This is a genomic window from Myxococcales bacterium, from assembly GCA_016717005.1.
In the GTDB taxonomy this organism is placed as follows: Bacteria; Myxococcota_A; Polyangia; order Haliangiales; family Haliangiaceae; genus UBA2376.
Map to the genome: position 1 here is coordinate 315,869 of JADJUF010000039.1, position 22,315 is coordinate 338,183.

The 22,315-nt window shown below is 74.8% G+C and carries 17 protein-coding genes; 7 read left to right on the forward strand and 10 right to left on the reverse strand.

Annotated features, from left to right (window positions below):
- Window positions 1-1,426: 1,426 nt before the first annotated feature.
- Entirely contained in the window at window positions 1,427-2,392 is a 966-nt protein-coding gene (locus IPL61_32385) for a serine/threonine protein kinase (GenBank protein MBK9035897.1), read from the forward strand.
- Window positions 2,393-2,666: 274 nt separating this feature from the next.
- Here the strand turns inward: IPL61_32385 and IPL61_32390 are convergent, their stop codons facing one another.
- Both IPL61_32390 and IPL61_32395 read right to left on the reverse strand, forming a co-directional pair.
- On the reverse strand, window positions 2,667-3,440 hold the full coding sequence (locus tag IPL61_32390; protein MBK9035898.1) for a DUF481 domain-containing protein: 774 nt from the start codon (window positions 3,438-3,440) through the stop codon (window positions 2,667-2,669).
- Window positions 3,441-3,590: 150 nt separating this feature from the next.
- Entirely contained in the window at window positions 3,591-4,901 is a 1,311-nt protein-coding gene (locus IPL61_32395; GenBank protein ID MBK9035899.1) for a hypothetical protein, read from the reverse strand.
- 64 nt (window positions 4,902-4,965) lie between these two features.
- Between IPL61_32395 and IPL61_32400 the strand changes: the two genes are divergently transcribed.
- Both IPL61_32400 and IPL61_32405 read left to right on the forward strand, forming a co-directional pair.
- Window positions 4,966-7,002, forward strand: a complete 2,037-nt coding sequence (locus IPL61_32400) for an aldehyde ferredoxin oxidoreductase family protein (GenBank protein MBK9035900.1) — start codon at window positions 4,966-4,968, stop codon at window positions 7,000-7,002.
- A complete protein-coding gene (locus IPL61_32405) occupies window positions 7,002-7,298 on the forward strand; it encodes a hypothetical protein (GenBank protein ID MBK9035901.1) in 297 nt (98 codons plus the stop codon). The genes IPL61_32400 and IPL61_32405 overlap by 1 nt, the downstream gene beginning before the upstream one ends.
- A 24-nt stretch (window positions 7,299-7,322) precedes the next feature.
- On the opposite strand, the gene IPL61_32410 is transcribed toward IPL61_32405, so the two are convergent.
- The 4 genes from IPL61_32410 to ettA all read right to left on the reverse strand — a co-directional run bounded on the left by IPL61_32410 (window position 7,323) and on the right by ettA (window position 12,319).
- Complete coding sequence (locus IPL61_32410; GenBank protein MBK9035902.1) at window positions 7,323-7,967, reverse strand: response regulator transcription factor; 645 nt, start codon at window positions 7,965-7,967, stop codon at window positions 7,323-7,325.
- A gap of 191 nt (window positions 7,968-8,158) precedes the next feature.
- A complete protein-coding gene (locus tag IPL61_32415; protein ID MBK9035903.1) occupies window positions 8,159-9,715 on the reverse strand; it encodes an MCE family protein in 1,557 nt (518 codons plus the stop codon).
- 23 nt (window positions 9,716-9,738) lie between these two features.
- Complete coding sequence (gene rarD, locus IPL61_32420) at window positions 9,739-10,650, reverse strand: EamA family transporter RarD (GenBank protein MBK9035904.1); 912 nt, start codon at window positions 10,648-10,650, stop codon at window positions 9,739-9,741.
- On the reverse strand, window positions 10,643-12,319 hold the full coding sequence (gene ettA / locus IPL61_32425) for an energy-dependent translational throttle protein EttA (GenBank protein ID MBK9035905.1): 1,677 nt from the start codon (window positions 12,317-12,319) through the stop codon (window positions 10,643-10,645). Before ettA ends, rarD begins: the two co-directional genes overlap by 8 nt.
- Window positions 12,320-12,398: 79 nt before the next feature.
- Here ettA and IPL61_32430 point away from each other — a divergent pair, with 79 nt between their 5' ends.
- Window positions 12,399-13,808 (forward strand): DUF362 domain-containing protein, encoded by a 1,410-nt coding sequence (locus tag IPL61_32430; protein MBK9035906.1) that lies wholly within the window; start codon window positions 12,399-12,401, stop codon window positions 13,806-13,808.
- Between the two features lie 20 nt (window positions 13,809-13,828).
- Here the strand turns inward: IPL61_32430 and IPL61_32435 are convergent, their stop codons facing one another.
- From IPL61_32435 to IPL61_32445, 3 genes are read right to left on the reverse strand one after another with little or no spacing between them, the layout of a single operon-like run.
- Window positions 13,829-14,137, reverse strand: coding sequence for a CcdB family protein (locus tag IPL61_32435; protein MBK9035907.1), 309 nt, complete (start codon window positions 14,135-14,137; stop codon window positions 13,829-13,831).
- Window positions 14,137-14,367: a type II toxin-antitoxin system CcdA family antitoxin gene (locus tag IPL61_32440; GenBank protein ID MBK9035908.1), complete on the reverse strand. Its 231-nt coding sequence runs from the start codon at window positions 14,365-14,367 to the stop codon at window positions 14,137-14,139. Before IPL61_32440 ends, IPL61_32435 begins: the two co-directional genes overlap by 1 nt.
- Before the next feature lie 35 nt (window positions 14,368-14,402).
- Window positions 14,403-14,960 carry a manganese efflux pump gene (locus IPL61_32445; protein MBK9035909.1) on the reverse strand — a complete coding sequence of 186 codons (558 nt, stop codon included), beginning with the start codon at window positions 14,958-14,960 and terminating at the stop codon, window positions 14,403-14,405.
- An 82-nt stretch (window positions 14,961-15,042) separates the two neighbouring features.
- On the opposite strand from IPL61_32445, the gene IPL61_32450 reads away from it, so the two are divergent.
- The 3 genes from IPL61_32450 to IPL61_32460 all read left to right on the forward strand — a co-directional run bounded on the left by IPL61_32450 (window position 15,043) and on the right by IPL61_32460 (window position 20,272).
- Window positions 15,043-15,672 (forward strand): CpXC domain-containing protein, encoded by a 630-nt coding sequence (locus IPL61_32450; GenBank protein ID MBK9035910.1) that lies wholly within the window; start codon window positions 15,043-15,045, stop codon window positions 15,670-15,672.
- Window positions 15,673-15,729: 57 nt separating this feature from the next.
- Window positions 15,730-19,590, forward strand: a complete 3,861-nt coding sequence (locus IPL61_32455; protein MBK9035911.1) for a protein kinase — start codon at window positions 15,730-15,732, stop codon at window positions 19,588-19,590.
- A gap of 109 nt (window positions 19,591-19,699) precedes the next feature.
- The gene (locus IPL61_32460; protein ID MBK9035912.1) at window positions 19,700-20,272 is read left to right on the forward strand and encodes a hypothetical protein; all 573 of its coding nucleotides are present in this window, start codon (window positions 19,700-19,702) and stop codon (window positions 20,270-20,272) included.
- 53 nt (window positions 20,273-20,325) lie between these two features.
- Here IPL61_32460 and sppA read toward each other — a convergent pair whose 3' ends face one another.
- Complete coding sequence (sppA, locus tag IPL61_32465) at window positions 20,326-22,272, reverse strand: signal peptide peptidase SppA (protein MBK9035913.1); 1,947 nt, start codon at window positions 22,270-22,272, stop codon at window positions 20,326-20,328.
- Between the last annotated feature and the right edge of the window lie 43 nt (window positions 22,273-22,315).

Genomic DNA, 22,315 nt, shown 5'->3' on the forward strand with positions numbered 1-22,315 from the left:
GCGACCGCGCAGACCGAGCGCGACGCCGCCGCCGAGGAGCGCGTCGCCGCGCTGACCCGCGACCTGGCCGCCGCGGCGACCGCGCAGACCGAGCGCGACGCCGCCGCCGCGCGCTCGACCGCCGAGCTGACCGCGCGGGTCGAGGCGGTCACCGCCGAGCTGGCCGCCGCCCGCGCCGAGCGCGCGGCGGGCGCGGCCGACGACGATCAGCGGGCCCAGGCCGCCAGCGCGGCCAGCGCCGCCGCGACCAGCGCCGCCGCCGCCGCGACCAGCGCCGCCGCCGCCGCGCACGCCGAGGTCGAGCGCCTCGAGGCCGAGCTGGCGGAGCTGACCGGCGAGCTGGCCGCCGCCACCGCCCGCGCCACGACGCTCGAGCGCGCCGCGGCCCGGGGCGACGAGCTCGAGCGCGAGCTGGCCGCCGCCACCGCCCGCGCCACGACGCTCGAGCGCGCCGCGGCCCGGGGCGACGAGCTCGAGCGCGAGCTAGCCGCCGCCACCGCCCGCGCCACGACGCTCGAGCGCGCCGCGGCCCGGGGCGACGAGCTCGAGCGCGAGCTGACCAGCGCGCGCGCGCGCCTGGCCGCGCTCGACGGCGATCGCGGCGCGGCGACCCAGCGGATCGCCGACCTCGAGGCCGCGGTGCGCGACGCCGAGCAGCGCACCGTCGAGCTCACCGCCGCCGCCGCCCGCTTCGCCGACGATCTGGCCGAGGCCGAGGGCCAGGCCGCGCGCGACGCCAGCGCCGCTCAGGGACCGCTCCTGGCCGAGCTCGACGCGCTGCGCGCGCGCCAGGCAGACCTGGCCGCCCGCGCCGCCGCGGCCGACGCGGCCCTCGCGGCCGCCGACGACCGCACCAGCGCCGCCCAGGCGCGCGCGTCCGAGCTGGCCGCCGCGCTGGCCGAGCTCGAGCGCCGCGCGGCCGAGGCCGAGACCGCCGCCGCCGCCGCCGCCGAGCGCGTGGCCCGGCTCGAGGGCGAGGCCGGCATGGCCGAGGAGCTGGCCGGCGAGGTCGAGCGCCTGCGCACCCGGGTCGAGTCGGCCCGGGCCGACGTCGCGGCCGCCGAGACGGCGTTGACCGAGGAGCGCGCCGCCCGGACCGCCGCCGAGCAGCAGGCCTCCGACCTCTACGATCGCCTCAACGAGCGGGCCACGACCCAGACCTCGGCGCCGCGGCCGGACCCCGACTCGACCGCGGTCGGGATGTCGCCGCTGGCCGCGGCCGGCGAGCAGATCACCGTGCTGCAGGAGGCGTTCGCAGCGCTGCGGTCGTCGATGCGCGCCGCGAGCGACGAGGCCGCGATGATGGATCAGACCGAGTCGGTGCAGGTCGTGTCCGGCGCGCTGTCGCAGGCGGTCGAGGACATCGAGCGCGCGCGCGACGCGCTGCGGGCGCTGTCGGATCTGGCGCAGCCCCAGGAGCGGTGACGTGATCGGCCAGATGATCGGGCGCTACCGGGTGGTCCGTCCGCTCGGCGAGGGCGGCATGGCGCGCGTGTTCGTGGCCGAGGACACCAACGTCGGCCGCCAGGTCGCGATCAAGGTGCTCCTGCCCGAGTACAGCAACGCGCCGCGGGTGGTCGAGCGCTTCATGAACGAGGCCAAGGCCATGGGGCGCATCCGCCACCCAGGCGTGGTCGACGTGTTCGAGGTCATGGTCGCGCCGACCGGCGAGCTGTGCATCATCATGGAGCTGGTCGTCGGCGAGACCCTGCGCGAGGCGCTGTGGAAGCACGGCCCCCTGCCCGCGCCGGCCGCGCTCGCGGTGATGGAGCAGCTGGCCGACACCGTCGCCGCCGCGCACGCCGAGCGGATCATCCACCGCGATCTCAAGCCCGAGAACGTGATCCTCGTGGTCGACCCGCTCGAGCCGCAGCGCCCGCGGGTCCGGGTCCTCGACTTCGGCATCGCCAAGGTCGAGGACGGCTCGGTCAAGACCGCGACCGGCACCCAGATGGGCACGGCCACGTACATGGCGCCCGAGCAGTTCCGCAACGCCAAGCTGGTCGATCACCGCGCCGACATCTACGCGCTCGGGTGCGTGTTCTTCGAGCTGGCCACCGGCACGCCGCCGCTGACCGGCCGCAACCTGTTCGAGCAGATGCAGGCGCACCTGACCCAGCCGCCGCCGCTCGACCGCCTGCCGCCGACGCTGCCGCCGTACGTGCGCACGATGATCGGCCAGATGCTCGAGAAGGAGCGCGATCGGCGCACGTCGTCGCTGGGCGAGGTGGTCGCGACCCTGCGCGGCGGCGGCGGCCCGGCCCCGGTCGCGGCGACCGCGCTGACCACGGGCCCCGCGGCCGCGCCCGGCGGCAGCCGCGGCGTCGTGATCGCGCTGGTCGCGATCGTGCTCGTCGCCGCCGCGGTCGCCGCCGCGATCGCGCTGTCCTGATCGGCGGCTGGTCGCGATCGCGATCGTCGCCGCCGCGATCGCGCGGTCCTGATCGGCGGCTGGTCGCGATCGCGATCGTCGCCGCTGCGATCGCGCGGTCCTGCCCCGGGGCCCATCGGTGATGCCCCGCCTCGCTCCACCTCCTGCGCGATCACATCGTCGCGTCGTCCGGATCCACCCGTCGCCGGCCCCACCTCGCGCACGCGGCCGCGCGGATCGGGATCACCCCAGGCGCCCCTTGGGATCCCTTGGGATGCCCGACGGCCGCGACGGCTCAGAACGTCACGGCGACGCTGACCTTGAGCGAGGTCGACAGATCGGCGATGCGCTCGGGCGGCGAGGCGTCGTAGGACAGGACGAACGCGTTGACCAGGGACAGCCGCGAGGTCAGGTGGCTGGTCAGCGAGGTCTCGGACAACAGCAACACGTCGCGCGGCGCATCGAGCCGCGGCTGGACGTAGACGGTCTGGGTCCCGACCACGTCGTCGTCGAACGCCAGCGACCCGGTCAGGTACGCCGAGGCCCGATGGCGGACCGCGGCGGCCCCGCTGTCACCGACGTCCGCGAGCTCGGACAGGCGCTCGTACTCGAGCATGTAGGCCAGGCCGGTGGTGACGGAGCCGTGCGCGCGCACGACCACGCGCAGCGCCGGGCCGGTCCCGACCACCGCCCGCACCGACAGCCGCCGGAACGCGTCGTACTCGTGCTGACCGTACGCCTCCCACAGCACCCGCCTGGTGAGGATCCGGCGCACGCGGACGTGCTCGAAGGTCTTCTCGCCGAGCTTCACGCCCTCGCCCTCGGCGTACTCGCCCCGCGCGAGCGCCAGGCCCAGCCAGCACCGGTGCGCGTAGATCGCGCTCCCGGCGCCGGAGACGCGGACGACGTGGGTGTTGCCGGTCTGCCAGTCGATCCCGCCCGACGCCTGCCCCGACCAGCCGGGCTCGGGCTCGGCGGTCAGCGATCCCTGGACGTTGACGATCTGGGCGTGGGCCGGGACCGCCGCGAGCAGCAGGCCGGCGACCACCAAGGCGGGTCGTCTCAGCATGTCGCATCCTACCTACCACCGCGCGCCGCGGTCGCCGAGCGGACGCCGATGTGCCCTCGTCGCGCGCACCGTGCGCGCTCGCGATCCGTCAGCGGGCGGTCGCGCGCGTGGCCGACGCGGCCGCGGCCGCGAGCGCGCCGGGCGTGGGCTTCACTCGATCGGGAACGCGCCGGTCGACAGCACGCCCTGCGTGCGCGTCGTCGCGGGCACCGTGACGTCGCCGGTCGGCGTGTGCAGGCGGATCCGCCCGAGGCCGCCGCCGCCGCCGCCGCCGCCGTCGATGTTCATCATGCCGCCGCCGGCCGCGCCGGGCTCGGCCGCGGTGCTGTCGATCGCGCCGTCGCCGCCGGCGCCGCCGCCCGAGCTGCTGCCGCCCGCGGCCGCCGCGCCGTCGCGCCGCCCGGCGGCGCCGTCGGAGCCGTTGCGCCCGCCGCCGCCGCCGCCGCCGGTCGCGATCAGCGCGGCCTCGCCGAGCTCGATGGTGGCGCCCTCGAGGAAGATGCCGCCGCCCGCGCCGCCGCCGCCGCCGCCGTTGTTGCCGTCCGCGCCCCACCCGCCGGCGCCGCCGACGTAGATGGTCGCGGGCGCCGCGGCGCTGCCGGCCACGCGCACGCGCCCGAGCGCCGAGAGCTGGATCGCGCCGCCGCCGCCGCCGCCATCGGCGAGGCTGTTGGGCGCGCCGGCGCCGCCGCCGCCGCCGCCGATCAGCGGGACCAGCGGGTTGCCGGCCGTGTTGCCGCAGCGATCGAGCGCCGACGACATCGCCACCAGACCGCCGGGACCGCCGGCGCCGCCGCGCGTGCCGAAGCCGCCGCCGGCGCCGCCGCCCTTCTGCGAGCCGTTGTTGCCCGGCGCGCACCCGAGGGTCACGACGCCGTCGCGGCCGCCGTTGCCGCCGCCGGGGCCGCCGCACCGGAGCGTGTAGCCCTCGCCCAGCGTGCAGCCCGGCGAGAAGTCGATCGTGCCGGCCACGTCGATGTCGCCCCGCGCGACCACCACCAGCGCCCGGGTGCCGAACCCGAACAGCGTGACGTCGGCCGGCACCGTCAGCGCGTCGACCACGAGCAGCGCCATCTTGGGCTCGATCAGCCGGAACACGGTCCCGGGCACCGGCAGGAGGTCCGGCCCGGCGCCGATCCGGATCTCGCCGGTGTCGGTGTTGAGCGAGTAGTTCGAGCCGGCCGGCAGCGCCAGCGGCATCGTCGCCATCGGCAGCAGCGAGCCGAGATCGATCGCCGCCGTGTTCGACGGCGCCAGCGCGCCGCAGTGCGGCGCCGGCGTCGCCGCGCACGCGACCGCGCAGGTCTCGACCACCGGCGCGCCCTCGGGCCCGGCCGGGCACGTGATCGCGTCGGCCCCGTCGCAGCGCGCCTCGCAGCGATCGCCGCCGTCGCCGCTGGGCTCGAACGTGCAGCCCGCGAGCAGCGAGATCAGGCCGAGACCAAGGACGAGCCGTGACATGGGCGCAGCATATGCCAGACGGGCCCCGCTTCCCACCGGGGGCGCCTGCCCTCACACTATCTGCGTGACCGCCCCCGCACCGATCGCCCCCGCGCCGCGCTACGGCTCCCTCGGCCGCGTCCTGCACGTCGATCTCTCGACCGAGCGCCACTGGGTCGAGGAGGTCGACGAGGCCGTCTACCGCCAGTTCCTCGGCGGCTACGGGCTCGGCGCCTGGCTGATGTGGAAGCACTTCCCGGCCGGCGCCGACCCGCTCGCGCCCGAGGCCTGCTTCGCGATCTGCTCGGGCCTGCTGACCGGCACCGGCACGCCGTTCTCGGGCCGCATCCAGATCGTCGGCAAGTCGCCGCTGACCGGGACCTGGGCCGACTCCAACTCCGGCGGCTCGGTCGCGTCGCACCTGCGCCACGCCGGCTTCGACGCGCTGGTCGTCCGCGGCAAGGCCGCGCGGCCCACGCTCTTGGTGATCAAGGACGACGAGGTCAGCTTCGCGCCGGCCGACGAGCTGTGGGGCCAGCAGATCCCGCCGGTGTTCGACGAGCTCAAGCGCCGGTTCGGCGGCAAGCGCGACGTCGGCGTCAGCGCGATCGGCCCGGCCGGCGAGCGCCAGGCCCGGATCGCGTCGGTGATGAACGACCGCTACCACGCGTTCGGCCGCCAGGGCTTCGGCGCGATCTACGGGTCGAAGCACCTCAAGGCGATCGTCGTCGGCGGCTCCGGCGAGGTGCCGATCGCGCAGCCCAGGGAGTGGAAGGCGGTCGCGAAGCGCATCACCGACGAGTACAAGAGCTCGATCGGCCTGTTCATGCGGTTCTTCGTGTGGATGGGCAAGCCCAAGCGCTGGCTGGCGTGGCTCTACCGGATGTTCCCGCGCCGCGGCATGAAGATCCAGGCGCCGGTCGCGGCCATGCGGCAGCTCTGGACCGATCGCGGCACCACCGGCGCCGTGAGCCTGTCGGTCGAGAACGGCGACGCGCCGGTCAAGAACTGGAAGGGCGTCGGCAGCCGCGACTTCCCGCTCGGCAAGCAGGGCTACAAGCTCGACGGCAAGGAGGTCGACAAGTACGTCACCAAGAAGCTGTCGTGCGGCGACTGCCCGATGCCGTGCAAGGGCATCGTCCGGGTCAAGGACAAGCAGCTCGAGGACGTGCGCCGGCCCGACTACGAGACCATCTGCGGCTTCGGCGCCAACCTGCTCAACGACGATCTCGAGCTGGTGACCGCGTGCCACGACGCCTGCAACCGCTACGGCATGGACGCGGTCAGCTCGTCCGCGACCCTGGGCTGGGTGTGCGAGGCGGTCGAGCGCGGCCTCTTGACCAAGGACGACCTCGACGGCATCGATCTGCGCTGGGGCGACGGCGCCGCGGCGCTGGCGCTGACGATCAAGATGGGCGAGGGCGCCGGCTGCGGCGCCTGGCTCGCCGACGGCGTCCAGCGCGCGGCCGCGCACCTCGGCAAGGGCTCGGAGCAGTTCGCCGTGCACGTCCACGGCTCCGAGCCCGCGTACCACGACCCGCGCTTCACCTCGCTGATGGGCGTGACCTACATCGCCGATCCGACCCCGGGCCGGCACACCGCCGGCTCGGCGTCGTGGAACGAGACGTTCGGCGTCGGCTTCTCGCTGCCGGCGGCGGCGCCCAAGGCCGAGGTCGAGGTGAAGTGGAAGAGCGATCAGGGCAAGGGCCAGGCCCAGGCCCACTTCTCGAACGCCCACCAGGCGATGAACGGCCTGGGCCTGTGCATGTTCACGATGCTGACCGGGCGCCTGCCGTGGCTCGAGCTGGTCAACACCGTCACCGGCTGGGGCATCGACGAGCCCGAGCTGCTCCGCGCCGGCGAGCGCATCCAGAACCTGCGCGCGGCGTTCAACTGGCGCGAGGGCCTCGCCCCCGGCGACTTCACCGCGCACCCGCGCATGCTCGGCGAGGGCGACGGCAACCTGACGGCCGGGCCCCTCAAGGGCGTGCGGGTCGCGCTGCCGGTCCTGCGCGACGACTACTACCGGCACATGCACTGGAGCCCGACCACCGGCCGCGTGACCCGGGCCCGCGCCGAGGAGCTGGGCATCGCCGAGCTGCTCGGCGAGTACGTCGCCTGATGGCGTGGTTCGGCAAGCCCAAGCTGCGGGTCCACGTGCTGATCCGCGGCCGCATCGGCGACGGCTGGTACGACGTCGACGAGCAGGTCGCGCTGACGCCCGGCACGACGCTGGCGCAGCTGATCGCCGACGGCGATCGCCTGGGGCTGCCGCTCGCGACCGCGGTCGCGGCCAGCCCGCACCTGGCCCACACGCTCATGTGGAACGGCGAGCGCTGCCCGGTCGACGAGCACGGCGACCGCGCCCTCGCCGACGGCGATCAGCTGTACCTGCTCGCGCCGCTCGCCGGCGGCTGACGCTTCACGCGGCGCGCAGCGCGGCTACAGGCCGGCGCGGTTCCGCACCCACCACACCACGTCGGCCAGGGCCTGCTTCTCGAGCTTCTCGAGCAGCGACCGGACCTGGCTCTTGACCGTGTTCTCGCTGATGCCCATCACGTCGGACAGGCGGCTGCGCGGGATGCCCTCGCTGGCGAACGCCAGGATCTGGCTCTCGCGCAAGGACAGCTTGTTCTCGGTCGAGACCTCGTTGACGACGACCGCGAGCTTCTCGCGATCGCCGTACTGGCTGCCCGACAGCGTGCGCTGGACGAACTGCGCCAGGTTCTCCGAGAAGAACGGCTTGCAGACGAACTCGACCCGCAGCGCGTGGGCGCGGTTGATCGTCGCCGGATCGTTCGAGCCGGTGAGGATCAGCACCGGCAGGTTGCGATCGCGCTGACGCAGCGACTCGACCACGTCGAAGCCGGTGCCGTCCGGGAGGTTGATGTCGACGACCGCCGCGGCGAGCTCGACCTTGCTGTCGATCACCTCGAACGCCGCGTCGAGCGACGCCGTCATGACCACATCGAAGTAGGCGCGGGTGCCACGCTGCAGCGATCGACCGAGCGCCGGATCGTCTTCGACGATCAGCAGCTTGGGCTTCCCCGTCGCGCCCGAAGTCGCCTGCGAAGGCTCGGCGTTCATGTCTTCTCTTGTGCCACAGGTCGGGCGCGCGGTCGATGTGCGCAAGCGGTCGGTCGACGCCCACCCCCGAGGGGTGAGGTCGAGGAGCGTGAATTTCCAGGCACGTCGATCGGCGCGCTGGGACCTCGATCACCCTCGCTGGCAAGGCCCGGCACGAGGCGGCCGTGCGTCGAACGCACCGCCGCGCCACCTCACGACAGGATCGTCGCGATCAGCGCACCGTACAGGCGCAGCAGCGCCGACACGTCGCGATCGTCGAAGCGCAGCTCGGCGCCGAGCACGAAGTCGCGTCCGAAGTGGAGCGTCGACAGCGTGTGCGGCGCGGCCGGGCCCGGGCCGATCGGCAGATCGGTCCCGCCGACGAGCGCGTCGTCGACGCCGCCGAGCACGTACATCGAGCGGAACACCTGCAAGGCCGCCAGCAGCCGGACGCGCGGCAGCCGCGTGAAGCTCGACGCCATCGTGTCGAGGGACAGCCGCAGCCGGCCCTCGCCGAGCACGGCGTCGACGCCGACGCCGAACCTCGACTCGCGGATGCCGGCGCGGAACGCCAGCGGCCCGAGCCGTCGTCCCCACTGGGCGGTGAACCGCGCGCCGTCGGCGATCGTGGTGCGGCGCGTGAAGGTGCCGTCGGGGTTCTCGGTCAAGGTCGGCGCCGCCACGTCGCCCCAGGGCCCCTGCTCGACCTCGATCAGATAGAACGTGTCGCGCCGGGTGCCGATCTCGGCCGACACGACGAAGCGGGGCGCGGCGGCGACCAGGTTCCACTCGGCGCGCAGGCCGACCAGCGCCTGCAGCCGATCGAGATCGCGGGCCGCGTCAGCGAGCGACGCGGTGGTGTCGGCCAGATCGTCGGCCGCGGTCGGGTCGTCGATCAGCCGCGCCAGCCGCCCCTGCCGATCGCGGTCGGGCTCGGCCAGCTCGGCGAGGAGCGCGCCGGCGTTGGCCGCGTAGCCGTCGACCTCGTCGAGCCCGCGCCGGACCTCGGCCATCCCATCGGCGACGTCGCCGCGCGCGGCGCGGAGGCGATCGCGCGCGGCGGCGGTGTCGGCGACGAGGCCGTCGAGCCGGGCGCCGGCCGTCGGCACCAGGCCGTGGACCCGGGCCTGGGCCCGCGCCAGCGATCGATCGAACGCGTCGGTCCGCGCGGCCGCGGCCTCGAGCGGCTCGGCCAGCTCGCCCGCCCGGAGCTGGCGATCGAGGCGGGTCATGCGCTCCGACAGCGGCCCCGCCACGAACTGGCGAGCGCGATCGGTGGCCTCGTTCGCGACCTCGGCCCGATCGGCCGCGCGCGGGATCGCCTGCTCGAGGCCGCGCAGCGCGCGATCGGTCGTCGCGGTCTCGAGCACGCGCGCGATCGGCTCGCCCGAGCGCAGCTGCCGGTGGCCGGCGGCGGTCTCGTCGGGCTCGGGGCCGCCGGGCGAGATCTCGACGTAGTTGTCGGCCAGCGGCGACGCCGCCTTCTTCTCGGCCCAGGCGTCGTCCCACAGGACCACGTCGTCGCGCAGGCGCAGGCTGACCCGGGCCTGGCCGTTCTCGATCGCGAGCGCGTCGATCTCGCCGACGACGATGCCGGCGATCATCACGCGCGAGCCGACCGGCAGGCCGTTGGCGTCGCGGAAGTAGGCGTAGGTGTGGAAGCGCTGGCCGTAGGTCTTGGGGCGCGCCGCGCGGTAGATCCCGTAGCCGGCGCCGAGCGCGAGGCTGCCCAGCACGACGATCGTGGTGGCGCGGGCCAGCGTGCTCATCGCGGCCAGGGTAGCACCCCGGGTCAGGCCGGGCGCGGCGGCCGTCGACGCGGCCGCACCAGCTCGATCGTGAACACCGCCAGCGCCACCCAGATGAACCCGAACGCGGTCAGCTTGGTCCGCGACAGCGGCTCGTGGAACACCGCGACCGCCATGATCAGCTGCCCGGTCGGCGCCAGGTACTGGAGCAGACCCACCGTCGACAGCGGCAGGCGGCGGGCGGCGGCGGTGAACCACGCCAGCGGCACGGCGGTGACGAAGCCGGTCGCGATCAAGAGCGCGTGGGTCGCCCCGTCGACGTGACCGAGGCCGCCGCCGCCGCGCGCCGCGAGGTAGATCAGGTAGGCCGCGCCGATCGGCGCGATCATCGCGGTCTCGATCGTCGAGCCCACCAGCGCCGGCACCGCGATGACCTTGCGCACCAGGCCGTAGATCCCGAACGACGTCGCCAGCGCCAGCGCGATCCACGGCACCCGCCCGCCGACGATCGTCAACCAGCCGACCCCGATCGCCGCGACGGTGATCGCGATCACGGTCAGCGGCGCCAGGCGCTCGCGCAGGACGCCGACCCCGAGCGCGACCGACACCAGCGGGTTGATGAAGTAGCCGAGGCTGGCCTGGAGCAGGTGGCCGTTGAGCGTGGCCCAGATGAACAGGCCCCAGTTGGCCGCGAGCAGCGCGCCGCTGCCGGCCAGGGTCGCGAGCGCCCGGGGCTGGCGCGCGACCGTGCGCAGCCCCGCGCCCTGGCCGGTGGCCAGCGTCAGGAGCGCGAAGGCGCCCAGGCCCCAGACCGCGCGGTGGGCCAGGATCTCCAGCGCCGGGATCGACCGGAGCTCGCGCCAGAACAGCGGCACCACGCCCCAGGCGGCATAGGCGGCGACGCCCAGGCCCAGGCCCAGGCGCCGGTCCCGCGCCGCCGCGGCGGCGTCACGCAATCGGCTTGTACTTGAGGCGGTGCGGCTGGTCGGCGTCGGTGCCGAGCCGGCGGTGCCGGTCGACCTCGTAGTCGTAGAAGTTGCCCTCGAACCACTCGACGTGGCTGTCGCCCTCGAACGCCAGGATGTGGGTCGCGATGCGATCGAGGAACCAGCGATCGTGGCTGATGACCACCGCGCAGCCGGGGAAGTTGAGCAGGCCTTCCTCGAGCGCCCGCAGCGTGTCGACGTCGAGGTCGTTGGACGGCTCGTCGAGCAGGAGCAGGTTGCCGGCGGTCCGGATCATCTTCGCGAGGTGGACGCGGTTGCGCTCGCCGCCCGAGAGCACGCCGACCTGCTTCTGCTGGTCGACGCCGCGGAAGTTGAACGACGACGTGTACGCGCGCGACGCGACCTTGAGGTCGCCGAGCATCATCTGCTCGAGCCCGTCGGAGATCTCCTCCCACACGGTCTTCTTGTCGTCGAGCGCGTCGCGGCTCTGGTCGACGTAGCCGAGCTTGACCGTCTCGCCGATCTTGATCGCGCCCTGGTCGGGCTGCTCGACCCCCATGATCATCCGGAACAGCGTGGTCTTGCCGGCGCCGTTGGGCCCGATCACGCCGACGATGCCGCCGCGCGGCAGCTTGAACGACAGGTCGTCGATCAGCAGCCGATCGCCGTAGCCCTTCGAGACGTGGTCGAAGATGACCGCGTCGTTGCCGAGGCGCGGGCCCGGCGGGATCACGATCTCGAGCGTCGGATCACGCTGCTCGCGCTGGGCCTCGGACACCAGCTCGTCGTAGCGCTGCATGCGGGCCTTGCTCTTGGCCTGGCGGGCCTTGGGCGAGCTCCGCACCCACTCGAGCTCGCGCGCCAGCATGCGCTCGCGGGCGTTGGCGGCCTTCTCCTCGGTCGCCAGCCGCTTGGCCTTGGCCTCGAGCCAGCCCGAGTAGTTGCCCTGGAACGGGTGGCCCTCGCCGCGGTCGAGCTCGAGGATCCACTCGGCGACGTTCTCGAGGAAGTAGCGATCGTGGGTGATCGCGACGACGGTGCCGGGGAAGTCCTCGAGGGTCTTCTCGAGCCAGGCCACGCTCTCGGCGTCGAGGTGGTTGGTGGGCTCGTCGAGCAGCAGCATGTCGGGCTTGCTCAGGAGCAGCCGGCACAGGGCCACCCGGCGGCGCTCGCCGCCCGAGATCCGGGTGACGTCGGCGTCGCCCGGCGGCAGCCGCAGCGCGTCCATGGCCATGTCGATCGCGTGGTCGAGATCCCAGCCGTTGCAGGCGTCGATCTTGTCCTGGAGCGTGCCCTGCTCGTCCATGAGCTTGTTCATCTCGGCCTCCGAGATGTCCTCGCCCATCTTCATCGACACCTCCTCGAACCGGGTCAGGAGCGCCTGGGTCTCGGCGACGCCGTCGAGCACGTTGCCGCGCACGTCCTTGGCCGGGTCGAGCTGGGGCTCCTGCGCCAGGAAGCCGATCCGCAGCCCCGGCGCCGGCGTGGCCTCGCCGACGATGTCGGTGTCGAGGCCGGCCATGATCTTGAGCAGCGTCGACTTGCCGGCGCCGTTCGAGCCGATCACGCCGATCTTGGCGCCGGGCAGGAACGACAGCCAGATGCCCTTGAGGATCTCGCGCTTGGGGGGGACGACCTTGCGAAGGTCCTTCATCACGAACACGTATTGCTGCGCCATGGCGCGCGCAGTCTACGCCGGGCCAGGACCGCGCGTAAGGGGCGGGGCGCCCCGGCCGGGTGCCGCTATAGTGCCCGCCATGTCCGAGCCTCCCAAGCGCGGCGTGTCGCGCCGCAACGTCATCCTCGGGGTCGGCGCCGCCGGCGTCGTCGGCGCCACCTGGACGATGCGCTCCAAGATCCGCACGTTCATCGACAAGCGGACCGTCCTGCCGTCGTTCGCGGCGACGCCGCCGCTGATCCCGCACGACCCCGTCAAGGATCGCACGACGATCTACGTGGCCCAGGGCGGCGGCCCGGCCGGCAACGTCGACAGCGCCGTGGCCAAGCTCGGCGGCATCGACAAGATCATCCGCCCGACCGACGTCGTCGTGATCAAGGTGTCGGCCCAGTGGTGGAACCAGGGCATGACCAACGTCGCCGCGGTCAAGCGCACGATCGAGCACATCCTCGAGCTCCCCGGGTTCACCGGTGAGGTCATCGTCTTCGAGAACACCCACTTTCACTTCCCCGACAAGGCGGTCGACGATCCCGGCCGCGGGCTCACGCGGGCCTGGACCGCGCCCAGCGTGCGCAACGTCGACGTGCCGGGCTGGCGCAGCCTGGGCGACCTGATCCCGCACTTCGCCGCGCTCGGCGCCCCGGTCAGCTTCTACGGGCTGGTCGACGGCGGCGCCAGCGCGCTGGCCGGCGACCCCTGGTTCGATCCCGAGCACGCGCACGGGGTCTACGGCGGCGACCGCCGCGGCCCGATCGCCCGGGGTGAGGCCCGCGACGGCTACTTCTGGGACTTCGACAAGGTGTTCCGGCTCAAGCGCAGCCGGGTCGGCTACGCCCAGACCCCGCTGTCGTGGCCGCGCTTCACCAGCCCGCGCACCGGCCGGGTCGTCGACCTCAAGGACGGCGTGTTCCGGCGCGAGGGCGACCAGCTCGTGGCCGACGGCCGGGCGCTGAAGTTCATCAACATGACCACCGGCAACGAGCACGGCTCGACCGGGTTCACCGGCGCGTGCAAGTCGCCGATGGGGCTGGTCGACATGAGCGCGGGCGCGCTCGGCACCGACCCGCGCGTGCGCGGCTACCAGTCGGTCCACTACTTCGGGCGCACCGGCCGGCCCCACCCCGAGCGCGATCCCACCTGGCGCATGGCCGGGCCGCTGGCCCACTGGAACAACCACGTCATCAAGGCCGACCTGTACCTGACCTGCTGCGAGTGGGTCGCGATCACGCCCAAGGACGGCTACGACGAGGCCGACGACATGCGCCACCACGCCGCGTGCGCGCAGCAGGTGGGCACGCTCGTCGCCGGCACCGACCCGGTCGCGATCGACGCCTGGTGCCTGCGCAACATCATGAGCCAGTTCGACGGCAAGCACGCCGCGATGATGAGGCTCGACGACCCCGACTCGAAGGCGTCGAAGTTCCTGCGCTACTTCCGCCAGGCCGCGGGCTGGGGCACGCTCGACCCGGCGCTGGTCACGGTCGCGTAGCGGCCGGGGGCCGCGCGTGGTCAGGCCCCGGTGAACAGCAGATCGAGCGCGGCGACGAGGTCGGCGCGCCGGCTGGCGAGCGTGCCCACCACCGCGCCCAGGCCGCTCCGCGGCACCGCGGCCAGCTCCTGCACGACGACCACGTAGGCGGCGCCGTCGACGGTGACCACCGGATTGAGCCGCGTGATCGGCCGGGCGCCGTAGCGCTTGACCGTGATCAGCGGCGCCACGGTCCGCGTCTCCAGCCGGGCCAGCAGGTCGGCCTGGAGGTCGACCAGCAGCGGGTAGGCGCCGCGGCGCGGGTTGCGGAGCAGGTCGAACTGCGCCATCAGAACCGCCGCAGGCCGTCGCTCCACAGCCCGTGCTCGAGGACGCGGCGGTTGTACGCGTCGATCGCCTCCTCGTTCTCGGCCAGCCACTGCGCCCGCTCGGCGTCGGCGATCGCCGCCGTCAGGCCCGCCTCGAGGATCTCCGACAGGTTCAGGCCCAGCGCCCGGGCCCGCTGGACCAGGTCGGTGCGCACCGACAGATTGGTCGCCGCCTTGCGAGTCATGCGCATAGGGTATGCGCACCCCGCCGGCGCCGCAACGCCGTTCACGCGGTCAGGTGCTCGATCAGGATCTTGGTGCCGATCGCGATCAGGGCCAGCCCGCCGACGATCTCGAGCCGCCCGCCGAGCCGGGCGCCGAGCCGCCGGCCGAGCGGCACCGCCGCCGCGACCAGGACCGCGGTGACCCCGGCGATGAGCGCCACCGCGACCGCGCCGCTGACCGCGAGCAGCGGCAGGGTCACGCCGGCGGCCAGCGCGTCGATGCTGGTCGCGATCGCCAGCAGCACCAGGCCACGCCAGGCGAACGGCGCCGAGGGCGCCTTGGGGGTGTCGTCCTCGGTGAGGGCGGCGTGGATCGACTTGGCGCCGAGCGCCCCCAGGATCACGAACGCGATCCAGTGATCGAAGCGCGCGACCACGCCGCCGAGGCGGTCGCCGGCCAGCCAGCCGAGCGCGGCCATGCCGCCCTGGAAGGCGCCGGTCAGCCCGGCGATCCGCGCGACGTCGCGCACGCGCACCTGGGGCGCGGTCAGCCCGCGGACCGCGCCGGCCGCGACCGCGTCCATGGCCAGGCCGAGGGCGACCAGCAGCGCGCCGAGCATGGCGGCATCCTACGTGACGCGCGCCCGGCCGTCAGCCCCTGCGACGTCGCGCCGCGGCCGCCCGCGGAGTAGGCTCGCGCCGATGTCCGTCGTCGGCACCGTCCGTGTCACCTGCCCCGGCTGCGCGCGCGCGCACGACGCGCGGCTGGTGCAGAGCGTCAACACCCGGACCCAGCCCGACGACAAGCGCCGGCTCCTCGCTGGCGAGCTCAACACCGTCGCGTGCGGCTGCGGGCGCCGGGTCCAGCTCGCGGCCAACCTCCTCTACTACGATCCCGACGCCGACTACTACGGCCGGGTCTGCCCTGGCGACGACGCGGCGCTGGCCGAGGCCGCGGCGCTGTTCGAGGCCGCCGGCGCCACCGGCCAGCAGCGGCTGGTGCCGTCGGCCAACGCGCTGGTCGAGAAGATCAAGATCCTCGACGCCGGCCTCGACGACTGGGCGATCGAGATCGTCAAGGTGCTGCTGCTCGCGACCGTCGGCGACCTCGACCGCGTGCTCCTGTTCGACCGCGTCGACCGCGCCGCCGGCCGGCTCCACTGGGTCCGGTTCGACGAGCACGCCGCCGATCCGCGCGCGGTCGCCAGCGACCTGACGGCGTACGAGGCGGTCGCGGCGCGGGCCGCGTCGGCGCCGCGCCGGGCCGAGCGCCAGATCGATCGCGCGTGGGCGGTGGCCGCCGCCGCGGCGCTGGTCGCCGCCGGCAATTGAGGCCCGGTCGCCCCCGCGTCGCTCGAACCGCGGCGGGTTTGCTGGCAGAATCCGGCGGTGGCGACGCCGACGGTCATCGCCGAGCGCTTCGAGCTCGAAGAGCTCGCCGAGTCCGGCGGCATGGGCTCGGTGTATCGCGCGCGCGACCGGATGACCGGCGGCCGCGTCGCGGTCAAGCTCCTGGCCAAGGCCAACCAGCGTTGGGCCGAGCGGTTCCGGCGCGAGGCCCTGGCGCTGTCCGAGCTGGCCCACCCGGCCATCGTCCGCTACGTCGCGCACGGCGTGACGCCCGCGGGCGAGCCGTACCTCGCGATGGCGTGGCTCGACGGCGAGCCGCTGTCGGCGCGGCTGCGGCGCGGCCGGCTGGCCCTGACCGAGGCCTGCGACCTCGGCATCCGGATCGCCGACGCGCTCACGTTCGCGCACGCGGCCGGCGTGATCCACCGCGACCTCAAGCCGGCCAACGTGTTCCTGATCGACGGCGACGTCCGCGGCGCCACGCTGCTCGATTTCGGCGTCGCGCGCCTGCGCACGCTGTACTCCGACACGACCCGCACCGGCGATCGGGTCGGCACGCCGCGCTACATGGCGCCCGAGCAGGTCCGGGCCGCGCGCATGGTCGACTGGCGCTGCGATCTGTGGAGCCTCGGCTGCCTGCTGTACGCGGCGCTGACCGGGCGGCCGCCGTTCTCGGCGCCCGACGAGATGGCGACCTGGGGCAAGATCCTGCTCGAGGAGGCGCCGGTCCTGTCGGTCGCGCGGCCCGACGCACCGCCGCCGCTGGTCGCGCTGGTGAAGCGCCTGCTCGAGAAGGAGCCGGGGCTGCGCCCGGCCAGCGCCGCGGTCGTGGCCAACGAGCTGCGCCGGATCGAGCGCCCCGAGGGACCCGAGTCGACCGGGATCACCTCGGTCGGCGTGTCGCTGGCGTCGTCGGGCGAGCACCGCCGGGTCGCGCTGGTGATGATCGGGCCGCTCACGCTCGACGAGCTCGACGGCGCCGACGGCGGCGACCCCGACGCCAGCGACGACACCCGCCCGGGCACCCTGCCCCACCTCGACCTGGCGGCCTCGGCCGATCGCCACGGCGGCACGTTCGAGCCGCTGGCGCACGGCGGCGCGCTGATCACCTTCGCGGGCTCGCCGGCCGCGACCGACCTGGTCGCGCGCGCGGCCCGGTGCGCGCTCGAGGCCCGCGGCGTGTGCGGCGCCGCGATCGCGCTGGCGTCGGGGCGCGGCGGCAGCGGCAACGCGTCGGTCGGCGAGGCCATCGAGCGCGCGGCCGAGCTCTTGCGGCGCGCGCCCCGCCACGCCGATCGCGATCGCGCGGTCGCGGTCGACGACGTCAGCGCGGCGCTCCTGGGCCCGCGGTTCGAGGTCGACGCCGCCGGCGCGCTGCGCGGCGAGCGCCCCGACGACGGCGTCCGCACGATCCTGGGCCTGGCCACGCCGACGGTCGGGCGCGAGCGCGAGCTCAACCTGCTGGTGTCGGCGTGCCGCGACAGCGCCGACGAGCCGGCCGCGGCGGCGATGGTCGTGGTCGGCGACGCCGGCGTCGGCAAGTCGCGGCTGCGCCACGAGCTGGTCGCGCGGCTGGGCCCGGGCACACGGATCTGGGCCGGGCGCGGCGATCCGGTCCGGGCCGGGTCGCCGTTCTCGCTCCTCGGCTCGGCGCTGCGGCGCCGGCTCGGCGTCGAGGACGTCTCGACCTCGGCCGCCCGGGTCGCGGCCGGGCGGCGCGTCCAGATCGCGGTCGACGACCTCGGCCTCGACGAGGCCGAGCGGGTCACGGTGTTCCTGGCCGAGCTGATCGGCGCGCCGCTGGTCGGCGCCGCCACCGCCCAGCTGGCCGCGGCCCGGCGCCAGCCGCGGCTGATGAACGATCAGCTGCGGCGCGCGTTCCTCGAGCTGTGCGCGGCCGAGCTCGCGCTCGGCCCGATCCTGTGGACGTTCGACGATCTGCACTGGGGCGACGCGCCGTCGATCGAGCTGGTCGACGAGGCCCTGCGCACGTTCGCCGATCGGCCGCTGACCGCGATCGGCTTCGCGCGGCCCGAGGTCGAGGGGCTGTTCCCGCGGCTGTGGGCCCAGCGCGGCGCCACGCAGATCCGCCTCGGCCCGCTGCCCAAGAAGGCCGCGACCCGGCTGGCCGAGGGCGTGCTCGGGCGCGGCGCCTCGCCCGCGACGATCGCCGCCGTGGTCGAGCGCGCCGGCGGCAACGCGTTCTTCCTCGAGGAGCTCCTGCGCGCCGCCGCCCACGGCGAGGTCGAGCGCCTGCCCGAGACGGTCGTCGCGATGGTGCAGGTGCGGCTCGAGGCGCTGGCGGCGCCGGCGCGTCAGGTCCTGCGCGCGGCCGCGGTGCTGGGCGCGCGGTTCTCGGTCGCGCCGCTCCTGGCGTTGCTCGGCACCGAGCTGCCCGAGCGCGAGCTCGATCAGATCCTGGCCGATCTGGTCGCGCGCGAGCTGCTGGTCGCCGAGGACATCGATCGGCGCGAGCTGTCGTTCCGGCACGACACGATCCGCGAGGCCGCGTACGGCATGCTGCTCGACGGCGATCGCCAGCTGGCCCACCGCACCGCCGGGCTGTGGCTCGAGGCCCAGCACGAGCGCGACGCGCTGACCGTGGCCCAGCACCTCGAGGCCGGCGGCGAGGAGGCGCGCGCGGCGCTGTGGTACCGGTACGCGGCCGAGCACGCGCTCGACGCCGGCGATCCGCACGCGGTCATCGACCGGGCCGCGCGCGGCCTCGAGTGCGGCGCGATCGATCACGAGCGCGGCGCGCTGCTCCTGCTCGCGTGCGTGGCCCACGACTGGCTGGGCGAGACCGAGGCCACCGAGCGGTGCGCGCTGGGCGCCCTCGACGCGGCCCGCGAGGGCAGCGCGATCTGGCTGCGGGCCGCGGCCGAGCTGGCGGTGGTCGCCGGCCGCCTCGGCAACCACCACCTGCTGGTCGGCGTCGCCCGCGACGTCGCCCGGGCCCGCACCGGCGAGGCCCGGCGCGATCGGGTCGTGGCGCTGGCGATCGTCGCGTCCGAGCTGCTGCTGGTCGGCCACGTCGATCAGGCCCGTCGCCTGCTCGATCGGATCGAGGAGCTCGACGACGCCTGGTCGACCGACGGCGTGGCCGCGGCCTGGCGGCTGCGCGCGCGCGGCATCGCGGCCCTGGTCGGCGGCGACAGCGTCGCGGCGCTGGCGCTGATGCGCGCGTCGACCGAGCAGATGGAGCAGGTCGGCGCCCGCCGCGACCTCGCGAGCGGGCTCACCAACATCGGCTTCCTCGAGATCCTCGTCGGCCGGTTCGCCGAGGCCGAGACCACGCTGCGGCGCGCCGGCGCGCTGGCCGGCGAGCTCGGCGCGGTGCGCATCACCACCGTCGCCACCCAGAACCTGGCCCTGGCGCTGTTCTACGGCGGCAACCCGGCCGAGGGCTACCGCACCGCCAAGGTCGCCGAGCAGCTCGCGCGGGCGCAGGACTCGCTGCGCCTGGCCGGGGCGGCGCTGGTCTACCAGGCCCGCGCGCTCTTGGCGCTGGCGCGCCCGGCCGAGGCCCGGGCCTGCGCCGCCAGCGCGGTCGAGGTGCTGACGGCGATGCCGCCGACCCTGGCCTACGCCCAGGCGGCGCTGGCGGCCGCGGCGCTGGCCGATGGCGATCTCCCGGCCGCGACCGCCGCCGCCGCCACCGCCGAGCGCCTGCTCGACGAGCTGGGCGCGATCGAGGAGGGCGACGCGTTCGTGCGCCTGGTGCTGGCGCGGGTCCGGATCGCCGCCGGCGATCACGTCGACGCCCGCCGGATCATCACCGCCGCGGTCGCGCGCATCGAGGCGGCGGCAACCGGGCTGTCGGACCCCGACGCCCGGGCCAGCTTCGCCGCGGTGCCCGAGCACGCCGCGCTGGTCGCGCTGGCGCGCCCGCCGCGGTGACGCCGCCCGCGACGCCGTCGTCGCGCGCTGGCATCGAAGTTGAACTACCGACGGCACCCACCCCGAGGTGCCACATGTTCCCGTCTGGTTTCTCCGTCGTTCCTGGACGTTGCCCATCGCCATCGCCACCGGCGCGCTGACCGCCGGTGCCACGCTGGCAGCGCTGGCCCCGCGCGCGCGCCTGCCTGACGCGTGCGCCACGACGGTCGAGCTCGACGTCGAGGTCGCGCCGCCGCCACCGCGCGCGCCCGACGACGCGGCGGGGCCGCTGTGCACGCTGCCCGCGGCGCCCGAGCGACCGGACGCCGCGACCACGGCGCCGGCCGTGGCCGCGTGGCCCGGCATCACCCGCCTCGACGCCACCCACTACGCCGTCACGCGCGGCGCCCTCGAGCGCGCGCTGGCCGCCCCCCAGCCGCTGCTCCGCGGCGCGCGGATGATCCCGGCGGTCTCGGACGGTCGGCCGATCGGGATCAAGCTGTTCGCGGTCCGCCCGCAGTCGATCGTCGCGGCGCTGGGGCTCGCCAACGGCGACACGCTGCGGGCCATCAACGGGGTCGCGCTGATCAGCGCCGACAACGCGCTGGTCGCCTACGGGCGCGTGCGGGCGGTCGAGCGGATCGCGCTCGAGCTGACCCGGCGCGGCCGGCCGATGACCCTGCACTACCAGATCACCGAGTAGCGGCGCGCGATCGAGGCCGCCGCGCGCCGCGCGCCCGCGGTGGCGACCGCGGGCTACCGGAACACGATCGGCAAGAGCGCGAGCGCCTGGACCCGCTCGTCGCGGAAGCGCGCGACCTGCCGCAGGGTCGCGCCGACGACCGCCGCGACCTCGGGCGAGAGCTGGCTGGTCGCGTCGAGCAAGGCCGCGGTGCCGACGCTGGCGCCGAGGTGCCCGACGTCGACGTCGCCGATCCGGCCGATCAGATCGCGCAGCGCCAGCTCGGGCGGGTACACCTCGAGCTCGACGCCCGCGCCGACCTGGCCCAGGTCGCGGGCCGCGGCGACCGCCGCCGCGAGGCCCCCGAGCTCGTCGACCAGGCCGAGCTGCCGCGCCTGCGCGCCGGTCCAGACCCGGCCCTGCGCGATCGGCTCGATCTCGGCCGGGGTCTTGTTGCGGCCGGCCGCGACCCGGCCGACGAACACGCGGTAGGTCGCGTCCATCATCGCCTGGACCGCGACCTTCTCGTCGGCGGTCCACGGGTCGAGGCTGGCGAACATGGTCGCGCGCTTGCCGCGCCCCATCGGGTACGTGGTCACGCCCAGCTTGGCCAGCGCCGGCCCCGGCGCCAGCTTGCCGCCGACGACGCCGATCGAGCCGGTCAGGGTGTCGGGCTGCGCGAAGATCTTGGTCGCGCCGGCGGCGATGTAGTAGCCGCCCGACGCCGCGACGTCGCTCATCGACACGACCACCGGCTTCTTGGCCTTGATCTCGGCGACCGCGTGCCAGATCAGCTCCGACGCGAGCGCGCTGCCGCCGCCCGAGTCGATCCGGATCACGACCGCCTTGACGTGGTCGTCCGCGGCCAGCACCCGCAGGGTCGGCACCAGCGTGCGCGACGCGATCTGCTGGCGCGCGCCCATGATGCCGTCGCCGCCGCCGTCGACGACGTCGCCGAGCGCGTACACCAGGGCGACGTGATCGGTGGTCGAGCGATCGGCCGGGACCGCGCCGATGAAGCGCGCCAGCTTGACCATCGCGGCGGTGTCGTCGTCCTTGGCCTCGACGCCGATGCGCGTCCACGGCTGACCGAGGCCGTCGCGGAACGCCTCGAACGGCGTGACCTCGTCGACCAGCCCGGCCGCGAGCGCGCGCTCGGCCGGGAACAGCCCCTCGTCGATGCGCTCCCTGACCGCGTCGGGCGACAGCGCCGGGCGGCTCTCGCTGACCATCGCGACCATCGTCTGGTAGCGCTGATCGAGGATCGCGCCGAGGACCTCCTCCATCTCCTTCGACGGCCGGTCCCGGGTCAGCGGCTCGGCCGCGCCCTTGTAGGCGCCGACGTGCAGGAAGTCGGCGGTGACGCCGATCCGATCGAGCAGGCCCTTGAGGTGGACCGGCATCGCCGACGGGCCCATCAGCATCACGTCGCCGGTGGGCGCCAGCGCGATGCGATCGCACGCGGCCAGCACCAGGTAGCTCGCGGTGGCCGCACCCTCGGTGTGGCAGTAGAGCTTCTTGCCCTTGGCGCGCCAGGCGCCGATCGCCGCGCGCAGCTCGGCCAGGTCGGGCAGCGACGCGCCGACGCCGTCGACCCGCAGCACCAGGCCGGTGAGGGTGGCGTCGTCGGCGAGGCGCGCCAGCCGCTCGGTGAACGGCAAGAGCGGGATCACGTCGTCGGAGCCGGTCCACGAGTACGACTTGAGCTCGCCGAACGAGCCCGCCAGCACCATCACGCCCAGGTGCGGCTGGTCCGCGGCGTACCCGGGGCTCGCGTCGGGCGCGTCGTAGGGCCCGGGCCGCTTGAGGTTCTCGACGACGTTCTTGATCATCGCCAGCGGATCGCCGAGGCCCGGCATGCTCGGGCTCGCGCTGCCGGGCGCGTCACCGCTGGCGCCGCCCGCGGCCGCGCTGGCCCACGGATCGTCGGCCTGGGTCGGCGCCGCCCACTGCGGCTTGTCGTGCGCCTTGCACGCCAGCAGCAGCAGCGCGGCGAGCGCGAATGGGGACCTCGTACGCATGGGAGCTCCTCGAGCAGGGGTCATGAGCATCGACCCGCGCCGC